Source organism: Exiguobacterium aestuarii, from assembly GCF_020171655.1.
GTDB lineage: Bacteria > Bacillota > Bacilli > Exiguobacteriales > Exiguobacteriaceae > Exiguobacterium > Exiguobacterium aestuarii_A.
Genome location: NZ_JAIVAC010000001.1, coordinates 1716914 through 1729481, shown reverse-complemented (window position 1 = coordinate 1729481; position 12568 = coordinate 1716914). Strand labels below are relative to the sequence as shown.

General features: G+C 48.4%; 12 protein-coding genes. 5 read left to right on the top strand and 7 right to left on the bottom strand.

Annotated elements, in window-relative coordinates; all coding sequences use genetic code 11:
- Window positions 1–103: 103 nt before the first annotated feature.
- A complete protein-coding gene (locus LCM29_RS08970; protein WP_224862177.1) occupies window positions 104–520 on the top strand; it encodes an Lrp/AsnC family transcriptional regulator in 417 nt (138 codons plus the stop codon).
- A gap of 10 nt (window positions 521–530) precedes the next feature.
- On the opposite strand, the gene LCM29_RS08965 is transcribed toward LCM29_RS08970, so the two are convergent.
- Complete coding sequence (locus tag LCM29_RS08965) at window positions 531–1268, bottom strand: GntR family transcriptional regulator (protein ID WP_214744468.1); 738 nt, start codon at window positions 1266–1268, stop codon at window positions 531–533.
- Window positions 1269–1411: 143 nt separating this feature from the next.
- Here LCM29_RS08965 and LCM29_RS08960 point away from each other — a divergent pair, with 143 nt between their 5' ends.
- A complete protein-coding gene (locus LCM29_RS08960) occupies window positions 1412–2764 on the top strand; it encodes a 6-phospho-alpha-glucosidase (protein ID WP_224862175.1) in 1353 nt (450 codons plus the stop codon).
- Between the two features lie 71 nt (window positions 2765–2835).
- Complete coding sequence (locus tag LCM29_RS08955) at window positions 2836–4389, top strand: PTS transporter subunit EIIC (protein WP_224862174.1); 1554 nt, start codon at window positions 2836–2838, stop codon at window positions 4387–4389.
- Window positions 4390–4427: 38 nt separating this feature from the next.
- On the opposite strand, the gene LCM29_RS08950 is transcribed toward LCM29_RS08955, so the two are convergent.
- On the bottom strand, window positions 4428–5318 hold the full coding sequence (locus tag LCM29_RS08950) for a helix-turn-helix transcriptional regulator (protein WP_224862172.1): 891 nt from the start codon (window positions 5316–5318) through the stop codon (window positions 4428–4430).
- 75 nt (window positions 5319–5393) lie between these two features.
- Here LCM29_RS08950 and LCM29_RS08945 point away from each other — a divergent pair, with 75 nt between their 5' ends.
- Both LCM29_RS08945 and LCM29_RS08940 read left to right on the top strand, forming a co-directional pair.
- Window positions 5394–5912 carry a dihydrofolate reductase family protein gene (locus LCM29_RS08945; RefSeq protein WP_224862170.1) on the top strand — a complete coding sequence of 173 codons (519 nt, stop codon included), beginning with the start codon at window positions 5394–5396 and terminating at the stop codon, window positions 5910–5912.
- 318 nt (window positions 5913–6230) lie between these two features.
- A complete protein-coding gene (locus LCM29_RS08940) occupies window positions 6231–7178 on the top strand; it encodes a sensor domain-containing diguanylate cyclase (protein ID WP_224862168.1) in 948 nt (315 codons plus the stop codon).
- A 67-nt stretch (window positions 7179–7245) separates the two neighbouring features.
- Here LCM29_RS08940 and LCM29_RS08935 read toward each other — a convergent pair whose 3' ends face one another.
- The 5 genes from LCM29_RS08935 to gnd all read right to left on the bottom strand — a co-directional run bounded on the left by LCM29_RS08935 (window position 7246) and on the right by gnd (window position 12463).
- Window positions 7246–7980, bottom strand: a complete 735-nt coding sequence (locus tag LCM29_RS08935) for a polysaccharide deacetylase family protein (protein WP_224862166.1) — start codon at window positions 7978–7980, stop codon at window positions 7246–7248.
- Between the two features lie 54 nt (window positions 7981–8034).
- The gene (locus LCM29_RS08930) at window positions 8035–8508 is read right to left on the bottom strand and encodes a GNAT family N-acetyltransferase (RefSeq protein WP_224862164.1); all 474 of its coding nucleotides are present in this window, start codon (window positions 8506–8508) and stop codon (window positions 8035–8037) included.
- Between the two features lie 125 nt (window positions 8509–8633).
- Window positions 8634–10133, bottom strand: a complete 1500-nt coding sequence (gene gntK, locus LCM29_RS08925) for a gluconokinase (RefSeq protein WP_224862161.1) — start codon at window positions 10131–10133, stop codon at window positions 8634–8636.
- Between the two features lie 16 nt (window positions 10134–10149).
- On the bottom strand, window positions 10150–11493 hold the full coding sequence (locus LCM29_RS08920; protein ID WP_224862159.1) for a gluconate:H+ symporter: 1344 nt from the start codon (window positions 11491–11493) through the stop codon (window positions 10150–10152).
- Between the two features lie 88 nt (window positions 11494–11581).
- Window positions 11582–12463, bottom strand: coding sequence for a phosphogluconate dehydrogenase (NAD(+)-dependent, decarboxylating) (gene gnd / locus LCM29_RS08915; protein WP_214694376.1), 882 nt, complete (start codon window positions 12461–12463; stop codon window positions 11582–11584).
- Window positions 12464–12568: the final 105 nt, after the last annotated feature.

The window sequence follows — 12568 nt, the reverse complement described above, 5'->3', positions numbered from 1 at the left end:
TTCCATGTAGTATATATGTAGTGTAGAACGTATCCGTTTTGTAAGACATCACTTCATTCAAGTCTTTTTATTGATTTACTTGAATGATGAAAGGAGTTGCCACATGGACGCAACAGATCGACGTATTATTGAAGCCTTGCAACAAAATAGTCGGATGACGATGAAGGAATTAGGCGAAGTCATTCACTTGACGGGGCAAGCGACAGCCACACGCGTTAAAAAGTTAGAAGACCTAGGGGTCATCGAAGGATATACGATTCGAATCAACGAGGAACGAATCGGTCTACCGATTCATGCGATGATTACAATCTACACGACGAGTACATTTCACGATCCTTATCTCCTCTTTCTTAAAGAGCATCGGCAATTCGTGAGACATAACTACAAGGTGAGCGGGGATGGGTGCTATCTACTCGAATGTCGCTTCCCGACGAATCAAGAACTGAATGCATTTTTAGATGGACTTAGCAAATATGTGAACTACAAACTGTCGCTCGTCATTCATCAAAACACCCAGTGAATCGTTAAATTCACTGGGTGTTTGTCGTTTCATGTCTCCGGCCGGCACGGATGATAAAGCGATACTCTTCACTCTTGAAATACGTTTCGGTGAACTCAAAGCGGCTGCCATCCATGAGAAACGAATATAGTTCGACTTTGAGTATCGGTGTTCGATCGCTCACCTCGAGCATTTCAGCAATTTCTTTCGTCGGCAAGACCGGGATAAATTCCTGAACACTGTCTGCAATCTTCAGGTTTTTGACATTTTCAATGTAATCGTACTTCGATCGTGTCATTACCTCATACGTTAAATCCGGAAATAGTTGGAGTGGAAGATACGTATCTTCGACAATGAGTGGTTCTCCGTTCGCAAAGCGTAAACGACGAATGTAGTAGACAAGAGCATCTTCATCGAGCTCGAGTATTTCCCTTATTTTTTCAGTCGGAGGTTGAACGGTGAAAGTAAGTACTTTACTCGTGACGTCCTTTCCTTCCCGTTTCATGTCTTCAGTGAAGCTTTTTAATTCGTACATATTATGTTCAATCTTTTCGGATTGTACATATGTGCCGCTTCCTTGTCGTTTCCAAAGCAATCCTTCTTCTTGAAGTAGTTTGACGGCTTGTCGAACGGTGACTCGACTCGCTTTAAATTCCTCGACGAGTTGTGCTTCTGTCGGAATCGCTTCACCGGGCGCCCAATCGCCGGTCTCGATAAACGTGCGCATCTCCTGAGCGATCCGCTGGTATAGCGGAGATTTGGCTTTCATGTAGATAACCTCCTGATTGTATGCGTTCATTACTCATAGTATACAAAAATAAAACGTTTTCAAAAAGGTGTTGACGGTTCAAATAATATGTATTAGATTTGTATTGTAATCAATTAGATATGTATTGAAAGGGGAACGCACACATGAAAAAACCACAGCGTCTCGTAGTCGTCGGTGGAGGTAGTACGTACACAATCGGCATGATCATGAGTTTGATTGAGGAAAAAGCACACTTCCCACTTCGTTCCATCACGTTTTACGATACAGATGAATTACGTCAAGAACGTGTCGCGAAAGCGAGTGAAGTCATCTTGCGTGAGCATTATCCAGAACTCGAGTCGTTCGAATACACGACGGACAAAGAATATGCTTTTAAGGATAAGGATTTCTTCTTCGTCCAAATTCGGACAGGTGGTTTGGAAATGCGCGAAAAAGATGAGCAGATTCCGCTTCGACATGGCGTGGTGGGACAAGAAACGTGTGGACCGGGCGGAATGTCATACGGGATGCGCTCAATCGGAGATATGATTGAACTCGTCTCTGACATTCGCGCCGGCTCACCGGATGGCTGGATCTTAAACTATACGAACCCTGCTGCGATTGTCGCCGAGGCGCTCAAACGTGCTTACCCGGACGATCAAAAAATATTAAATATTTGCGACATGCCGGCAGCAATCATGGTGAGCTATGCGAAGATTCTCGGTAAAGAGATATGGGATCTCGTTCCGGAATATTTCGGACTCAACCACTTTGGTTGGTTCACAGGTATCTTCGATAAAGAAGGAAATGAATTGACTGAAGATATCAAACGTACAATTTTAGAAGACGGTTTCATCCCGGAAGATTCGGAGATTGCGAATGACCCATCTTGGATCAAGACGTTCAAACAAGTAGAGAAGATGCTGACGGATTTCCCAGAGTACTTACCGAACACGTACCTTCAATATTATTTATATCCATCTGACATGGCAGAAAAAGAAGATGTCACGAACACACGGGCGCGGCAGGTAATCAACGGACGTCAAGAGCGTGTCTTCTCGATGTGCGATCAGATTATTCAAGATGACTCGCTCGAAAACGTCCATCTAGAGGTCGATATCCACGGCTGCTATATGATTCGGGTCGCTGCATCGTTAGCTTACAATAACGGAGATATTTTCATCGTTATGGTGAAAAATGATGGAATTATTTCGAATTTGCCAGACGACGCGATGGTTGAAGTGCCGGCGATGCTTACCAATCGTGGACCGAAACCATTCGCAGTTGGAAAGATTCCTCGTTTTTACAAAGGAATGATTGAAGGACAGCTTGCTTATGAACAACTCGTTGTCGACGCATACTTCGAAAACAGTTATGAAAAGGCACTTCAGGCGCTGACACTCAATCGTACAGTCGTCGATGCACCGGTGGCTCGTCGAATCTTAGATGATTTGATTGAGGAAAACAGAACGTACTGGCCGGAATTAAAATCGGGCGAGACAGTAGCAATACGGTAACTAGAGAGGGGAGGCAATCCCTTTTCTCATTGTCCAGATTGATAACGCTTACAAGATGAGGAGTGAATCGAATGAGTCAATGGTTTGGAGTTTTTCAAAAGTTTGGGAAGGCGCTCATGGTACCGGTCGCTTTATTACCGGCTGCCGGAATTTTGCTAGGACTAGGTGCGGCACTCACAGGTCCTTTAGCAGATAGCTGGACTTTTTTACAGAACGGAACGGTAGAAGCGATCAGTGCTGGGATGTTACAAATTGGTCTTAGTATTTTTGCGAACTTACCAATCATTTTTGCAATCGGGGTCGCAGTTGGTTTGTCAGGGGGATCAGGGATTGCCGCACTCGCAGCACTCGTCGGATATGTCATTATGAATACGACAATCTCAATCTCTCTTGGTATCACGGCAGAAATGGCTGCTGAGAGTGGGGAATATGGCATGTTACTTGGTATTCCTTCCCTTGAAACCGGTGTACTCGGAGGGATTGCGGTCGGATTGCTCGCAGTATGGGTTTATAAAAAGTTCCATACATTTAATCCACCAGAAGTGTTGGGATTCTTTGCAGGTGATCGTTCTGTCGGGATTGTGATGGTCTTCTTCTCAATCTTACTCGGATTTGTCATGATGCTCATCTGGCCGCCAATTCAATCGGCACTAACTTCAATGGCAAACGTCATCGCGAGTGATGCGACTAATCCTGCATACGTAGGGTTATATGGGATGTTGGAGCGGTTATTGATTCCGACTGGATTACACCATATTTGGTATGCTCCGTTCCTGTGGACTTCTCTCGGTGGAACAGCAACGGTCGGTGATGCGGTCGTGAACGGTGATCAGTATATTTTCCTTGCTCAAATCGCGGAAGGTGTCGAAGTGACGGCGGGACGCTTCATGTCTGGTAAGTTCCCAATCATTATGTTCGGTTTACTCGGGGCGGCGCTCGCGATGTATCGTCAGGCTGATCCGGACAAACGTCCTGTCGTTCGAGGTTTGTTGATTGCAGCAGCCGGTACCGCTTTTCTAACAGGAATCACAGAACCGATTGAATTCACTTTCTTATTCGTGGTACCTGTCCTGTATGTCATCCATAGTGTGTTGACGGGAATTTCCTTCGCGCTCATGTATGCGCTCGATACACATATCGGTTGGGCTGGAGGATCAGGGTTGATTGACTATATTTTAGTGAACGTTTTACCAGGTACACCACGCTGGTGGATGAATATCGTCGTCGGCGTTGGTTTCTTCATCGTTTACTATAGTATCTTTACTTTCGCCATCAAGAAATGGAATTTGGCAACACCTGGGCGTGGCGGACAAGAAGCGAAACTGTTTACGCGTAAAGACTACAATGATAAAAAGTCAGGTCAATCAGCGATTCAAACTACAGCACTTGCGATTGAAGAGGCACTTGGGGGACGAGAGAACATCCGTGATATCGATGCATGCTTCACACGCCTTCGTGTTGAAGTAAGTGACGTTTCTCAAATCAATGAGGATGAACTAAAGGCACTCGGAGCAGCGGGAGTCGTCAAAGTGAAAAACAACATTCAAGCGATTTTTGGAGGTCGTTCTGATCTATACAAAAATGAATTGCTACGCATTCATAAGGAAATGGATGGAGCGAATTGAAATCGGACTCAACCGCACGGGTTGAGCCTTTTCAATCTTCATACGTATAATGCTACAAGACGTTCCGCATGCCCCTTCATCATCTGCCGCAACGCACTCGGCGCCTTGACCTCCACTTCCGCACCAGCTTTCAACAGCTGTCTCGATAAAAACGGCAGTTCTTCCTTAGAGACGTCCCATTCATTCTTTTGTTCGATATCGGGTAATATATCTTCAAGTAAACGACGTCCGAGTGGGGTGAGTTCGAGTTGAACGGTCACACTGATTCGTTCATCACTTGCCTGAAGCAAGGTCACCAAATCCTCGGACTCAAACGGTTCATCTAGCAATTTGACCGCTTCCACTCGGTCGATTCGATATTGACGAAGCCCCAGTTCAGACAGCCCGAAGACGTACCACTTCAAGTCAAGGAGTGCCATGCCGACTGGTGCGACGGTGAACGTACGTGAGCCTTTCGTTGTTTGATACGTCATCTCGATCTTGTTTCTTTGTTCGACAGCCTGATAGATGTCCTTTGTGAACGGAGCCTTTGGAATCTGTTTGTTCCCGAGCCACAGGATGTTTCGTTCTAAGCGATGAATCTTCGTCTCTAAGTCTTGCGGTAATTCGTTCGCGTACCAGTCGGACAGCGTATGTCGTATATCACCGAATGGCACGTCCGGGATGTGTTCCATCCATTTGAACGTAAGATAAAGGGCGACTGCTTCTTGTTCGCGGAGGTGAAAGGGTGGCAACAGTCGGTTCGGCAACATCTCGTAGCCGCCACCAATCCCAGGTACACTCCAAATCGGATAACCCAGTTCCTCGAGCGATAGCATATCCCGCTGAATCGTTCGGATAGAGGCACCCGTCTCTTGAGCCAGTTCTTCAGCGGTGACACGTCGTCCTCGATTGAGCAGCCGAATCAGTTGCAAATGTCGTTTTTTCATATCCATCATTCCCGTCATCTTTTGTCGTGTTTATTGGTTAAGCTGAATGTATCACGAATCAAGGAGGAAGACACGATGCCGAAAGTAGTGTTGTATATCGCGATGAGTTTAGATGGGAAAATCGCCCGGTCGAACGACCAACTCGATTGGTTGTTCGCCGTAGAGGGAGACGGGGACAACGGATACGCTGAATTTTTCAAAACCGTTGGTGCCGTCATCATGGGACGAAAGACGTATGAGGAAGTACTGAAGTTAGAAGAAGGGGCTTATCCGTACAAAGACATGCCGAACTATATTTTGACGCGTCAGCCTGACCGTGAGGCAGAGCATGTCACGTTCACGGATGAACCGATCGAAGAACTGATTCATCGGTTGAAAGTAGAAGTCGATCAAGATATCTGGCTCATCGGTGGGGGTGAAGTCATCAAAGCAGCGATGGAGCATGAATTGATTGACCGGTATGAGATTGCGATTGCCCCGGTTGTGTTAGGTGAAGGGATCCCTCTCTTCCCAGAAGGAACAAAAGAGACGAAACTTCGACTGATAAGTCAACGCGCATCCGGTCAATTTGTGATGGTGACATATGAACGGTAAGCGAGAATCGAGTCTATAGAGGGCTCGATTTTTTTGTGGTCGTGTTCAATATTCTGAAATCCAATTTACTTTTTAAATAAAAATATTATTCAAAATAAACTTTATGATGGTTAAAATGTTAGTAAATGGTTCAAATTGGATATATGAAGAGAGTAGCACGAACATCACGCTTACTGAAAGGGTCACATCATGTTCATTAGCTTAATCGCAAATTCTTGTATATCGTTCACGGGAATTTATTTCATCTCCAAAATCATGAATTACAATACGAAATACGAATACACTCAAAAAATGTTAATTGGTGTATTATCGGGGTGTTTGGGGATTTTTCTCATCACGCAAGGTGTCGTATTTGACGACGTCGTGAAAATCGATTTTCGTTTTCTTGTTCTGATCCTGCTTGGATTTTATCGACTCGTGTCCCCATTATTTATTACGGCGACCATCATCTCAGTCTATCGTTTTAGTTATGGGATTGATTTTCCGTCAATTGTGTCATGTATCTCCCTATTTCTGATCGTGTTTGGAATTCTCGCGACATACAACATCGTTAGTCTAGAGAAACGACTCTTTCAATTTGGTCTCACGTTGAACATGTTGACATGTTTCATCATAGGTATTGCGATTTATACGAGTGGAGAATTCAGTGAAAATGCCGCATACGCCGCTTTACTTGTCATCATGATTAGTTTCCCAATCGGATTATTGATCACCGTCTTGAACATTGACCTGTATCTCATTCATCATCGCGTGAAAGAGTATAAAATATCAGCAGAAACCGATCATTTGACGGGACTCGCAAACCGAAGAGCGTGGGAAATGCAGATGAAGAAGGTCAAAGAACATTATGCGATGTGTAACGTGCTCATCATCGATATCGACTATTTCAAACAAATCAACGATCAATATGGTCACGCGAACGGGGATGAGATTTTGAAGCAGTTCGCGGAATTGTTGCATCGTGAAACGAGGGAGCACGATATCAAAGCCCGTATCGGTGGGGAGGAGTTTGGGGTTCTGATCCCGATGCTTTCGCAAATCGAAGTGATCAAAGTAGCGGAGCGGATTCGGAGTAGCATCTCCAAGCATGAGTTTAAGCTACTCGATCAGCAAACGATTCATATCTCTGTTTCAATCGGGATTGCAAATGGAAAAAGCGAGCATCTTCGTGAGATGGTTCATTTAGCAGATGATTCTTTGTATCAAGCGAAAAACAGCGGAAGAAACCGTACACATATCCATGAAAGTGTGGAATCCGTTCAATGAGAAAGCGCATCGGGCATTCCAATGCGCTGTTTTCATGTGAAGGACGGTAGATCATGAGGATCTACCGTCATAGAGTCGTCTGTTCATCGGCAAGGGGTTCCCACCCATCTAAAAAGTTATGCGTAGGTTGAACGCCTTCTAACGTCCGAAATTCGTAGTCTCGCTCTTTCGCATAGCGGATAATCGTATCGAGTGCTTCCGGTGTCATCGAGTGATCATGTGCCAAGATGATGGAAGCAATATTAGCGGCACGATTCGCCTCGAGGCGGTCGAACACACGCTGCTCGACTCGGGCATTGTCTTTCTTATACACGTGATCGAAACTGCCAACGTTCCAGTCCCAGATCTCAAAGCCGGCTTCAGTCATCGCTTGCCAGTGTGCAGAAGTCATACCGGCGTCACTCCCGTAAATGGTGCGGGCCATATTTGTATGAATCCCGGTTACTTCATAAATGAGTGCTTGGACTTCCTGCATCTGTTGCACTGCCGTCATCGGTGTCTCATAAAATTCTTCCCGGTCGTGTCGCATCCCGTGCAAAGCAATCAGATGACCTTCATCGACGATGGGTCGAATAAGATGCTCATTCCCTTTGATATTCTTTCCGAGAATGAAAAAGGTGGCTTTCACTTGATGCTTCTTCAACACGTCGAGCAGCTTTCTGGTTTTCCAGTTCGGTCCATCATCCAGCGTCAGATAGATGAGGCTCGGGTCGTTATAGGCTTTCGGTTCCGGGATCGCTGCCTGCGACAAAGTACCAATCAACAAAAAAATAGACATGAGTAAAAAAACGCGTTTCTTCATTCCAACCATAGCTCCCTCGAGTCAAAAAACAAGTGACATATGACACATACCTTATCACATATCTGAGACATCGAGCCGATAAATGTGTTCGTCGAGTTCTGTTGTGAGATAGGTGAAGTTCAATTTCTTCAATAGCGCAATCGACGGCTCATTCGTCTCAAGGACACCGGCTTTGAACGTTTCTGCTCCGTGGTCGGCCAAGTGACGAATCAATCCCGACATCACCTCGAACGCATAGCCTTTTCGAGCGCGAGTGGGCGCGATGGTATAGCCAATCCAATACGTTTGGTCTTCTTGCTGGATATACACGTCCCCAATCAATTCTTCGGTCGCTTGGTCGATGATGGCGAGTTGCATGCCGTGTTGAAGTGATTGTTCGCCGAGTAGGGCGTTCTCGTACTCGGTATAGCTAAGACCTTTGAACGATTGATGCTTCATCCAGTCCAAGTCGTTCCGATAGACCATGAACGACTCGATGTCCTGGCGTTCGAACGGACGGATGAGGCAACGGGTTGTTTTGAGTTGCATGCGTTTTTCCTCCTATAACGTTTCATCCTGTCATCTCAGTGTACAGCGAATGATGCAGAGGGGATAGAGGATTGATGGATAAAAAAGACCCGTCAGTCGAATGACTGACGGGTCTTCGTTGAACCTTATACATGCTTCCGCTGAAACGCCGAAATGGCTTCATATTCTTCTGACAAGTGACGTGACAGGCGAATGTAGATCGGCAAGAGCTCGCGATAGACGTTCGTCGCTTCCATGTTCGGTGTATGCTCGTGGGTCACTTGCGGAACTTCTTGGAATTCCTCGATGTCCCCGAATGCGTACTCTCCGAGCATGACGGCTCCGAGGCATGAACTCTCGTGACTTTCCGGTACAACGACCGGTGTGTCGAAGATGTCCGCCATCATCTGACGCCAGAGGCTCGACTGGGCAAAGCCACCCGTCGCATGGATGCGGTTCGGTGCGCCCGTCAACTCATCGAGTGCGAGCATGACCGTATAGAGGTTAAAGATGACACCTTCCAATACGGCACGGATGAAGTGTTCGCGCTTATGGTGAATGCTGAGCCCGAAGAAGGAACCCCGTGCATTCGAATCCCAAAGTGGGGCGCGTTCGCCCATCAAATACGGATGGAACAACAGACCGTCCGCTCCTGGTTTGACCGTCTCGGCGATTCGCGTCAACACGTCGTACGCGTCGATGCCGAGTCGCTTCGCCGTCTCGACCTCACTCGCTGCGAACTCGTCGCGGAGCCAGCGGAGGATGATCCCGCCGTTATTGACCGGGCCACCGATCACCCAATGCTTGTCCGTCAGCGCATAACAGAAGATGCGACCTTTCGGATCTTCGACGGGTTCTGAGACGACCGTGCGGATGGCGCCGCTCGTCCCGATCGTCACGGCGACGACCCCTTGTTCGAAGGCACCGACACCGAGGTTCGAGAGCACGCCGTCGCTTGCTCCGATGACGAGTGGGAAGTCCCAGCCGAGCGTCTCGGTCACATCAGGTGTCACGTGTAAAATCTCTGTCGTCGGTACGAGATCGGATAAACGATCTGGTGTCACACCGGCAACTTCAAGTGCTTCTGTGTCCCAATCCCGTTGTTTCAAATTGAAGAGTCCTGTCGCCGAGGCGATGGAGTGGTCGACGACGAAGCGTCCCGTCAACCGATAGAAGACATACTCTTTGATGGAGACGAACTTGGCTGTCTGTTCAAAGACGTCAGGATGTTCGGATTTCAACCAGCGCAGCTTCGACAGCGGTGCCATCGGGTGGACCGGGGTACCGGTGCGCATATGGAGGGCGCTCGCGTCAAAGTCGCGTTTGATTTCTTGCGTATACGGGTTTGCCCGACTGTCGGCCCACGTGATGCTGTTCGTGAGCGGACGTCCTGACGCGTCAAGTGCAATCAAGCTGTGCATTGCCGAACTGAATGATGCGAAGCGAATCGGGCCGTCCGCTTTGGCGCGGACCGCCGAGACGGCTTCGAGCACGGCCCCATAGATGACGACCGGGTCTTGCTCGGCCGTCTCCGTATCGGGCGTGAGGAGCGGATACAACACGTTATGTACCGCCAGTTGTTGATGACCGTTGAACAGGACGGCTTTCGTACTCGTCGTCCCGATATCGACCCCAATCGTAAACACACAATCACTTCCTAACTTAGATGATAAATAGGCTAATCAAGAACACGACGGCAAAGCCGGTGAGTCCGATAATCGTTTCCATGATCGTCCATGACTTGAGCGTGTCTTTCACGTCGAGACCGAAGTAACGGTTGACGAGCCAGAAGCCTGAATCGTTGACGTGCGAGAGGACAGTCGCTCCTGAGGCGATGGCGATGACGATCAAACCGAGTGCCGCGCCTGTGATGTTTTGGATTTCAAGTAACGGTGTGATGAGTCCAGCTGCTGTGACCATCGAGACCGTTGCCGATCCTTGGGCGACGCGGACGACCGTTGCAATCAAGAAGGCGAGGACGATTGCCGGAAGTGGTGAACCAGCCATCATTTCACCGAGCACGTCACCGACACCTGAGTCGATGAGCACTTGTTTGAACACGCCACCGGCCCCCGTGACGAGGATGATGATCCCGGCTGGTTCGAGTGCTTTCGTTGCAATTTCTTGTACTTCGTCACGTGAATAGCCGCGGCGCGTCCCGAGGAAGACGAACGTGAGAAGCGTCGCGATCGTCAAGGCGACGAACGGGTGTCCGAGGAACGTCAAGAAGTCACGGACGGCGTTGCCTTCATCCAAGAGAACCGCCGAGAGCGTGTTCGCCAAGATCAACACGAGCGGAATCAAGATAAGCGACAAGATCATTTTAAAGCTTGGTAATTCTTTCGATGTATCGATTTCTTTGAATTCCATGTAATCTGGAATCGTCACATGAATCTTCTTAGCAATATACTTCCCAAAAACAGGACCGGCTAAAATCATCGCTGGAATCCCGGCGAGAACACCGAACAAGATGACCCAACCGAGGTCGGCACCGATCAAGTTCGCAACGGCGATCGGACCAGGTGTCGGCGGGATGAAGCTATGTGTGACCGCGAGACCCGCAAGGAGCGGAATTCCATAGTAGAGAAGCGAACGTCCCGTCTTTTTAGCGAGACCGTATACGATTGGGACGAGAATGATGAAACCGACATCGAAGAAGACCGGAACGGCGACGATGAACCCGGTGATCCCGAGCGCCCATTGTGCCTTGTCTTCCCCGAACTTACTGACGAGCGTCTGGGCGAGGCGTTCCGCGCCACCTGACACTTCAAGCATCTTCCCGAACATCGCGCCGAGACCGACGACGACGGCGACGAAGCCGAGCGTTCCGCCCATGCCGTTCTGGATGGAGGCGATGACGTCCCCGAGCGGCATGCCGGCTGCGCCCCCGACGATTAAGCTGACAAGTAACAACGAAACGAATGCGTGAAGTTTTGTACGAATGACTAAAAATAAGAGCAAGAAGATCCCGGCTAAGGCGATCAAAATAAGTGTTGAGCCAGACATTGAGTTTTCCCCCTAAAGTTTAATATGTAACCGTTTACAGTTTCTGACAAAGGAAAAGGTCAACTCCCCGTGACCTTTTCCGCATTTCTTACTTCTTGACGACCGCGTGACCACCGAACTCGTTGCGGAGCGCGGCGACGACTTTACCTGAGAACGTGTCGTCTTCGAGTGAGCGGTAGCGCATCATAAGCGACAAGGCGATGACCGGTGCCGCCGCCTGAAGGTCGAGCGCCGTCTCGATCGTCCATTTGCCTTCACCCGACGAATGCATGACCCCACGGATTTCATCGAGTTTCGCATCTTTCTTGAAGGCGTTCTCTGTGAGCTCCATGAGCCAAGAGCGGACGACCGACCCGTGATTCCAGACGCGTGCGACTTGTTCGTAGTCGTAATCGAACGGGCTCTTCTCCAAGATATCGAACCCTTCTGCGATCGCCTGCATCATCCCGTACTCAATCCCGTTATGAATCATCTTCAAGAAGTGACCGCTTCCGGCAGGACCTGTATACAGGTATCCGTTCTCGACAGACAAGTCTTTAAAGATCGGCTCGATTGTCGGCCATGCGTCTGCGTCACCCCCGACCATTGTACAGGCACCGTTTCGGGCACCGTCCGTCCCACCGCTCGTTCCGCAGTCGAAGAACTTGATGTCCTTCTCGGCGAACTGTTCGGCGCGTGCGACCGAGAGTTTGTAGTTCGAGTTTCCCCCGTCAATCACGATGTCGCCCGGTTCGAGTCGCTCATATAGCTCCGCGAGCACCGCTTCTGTGACGTCTCCGGCAGGTACCATCGCCCAGATGACGCGTGGCGTCGAGAGCTTGCTCACGACATCCTCGAGTGTCGGCACGATTGTGAACGCGTCCGATGTGACGTCCCCGACGTCTGTCCCGACGACCGTATGTCCGTGATCGCTCAAGTTGAGTGCCAAGTTGTACCCCATTTTTCCTAAACCAATCAAACCAATTTCCATATCGTCACTCCTGAAAAAGAATTTTTTTCCGTCTCTAGATTCATCATATCAAAATAAATTCGATTTACAAGTCGGATTACGGAATTTTTTTCTTTTCAGATATAA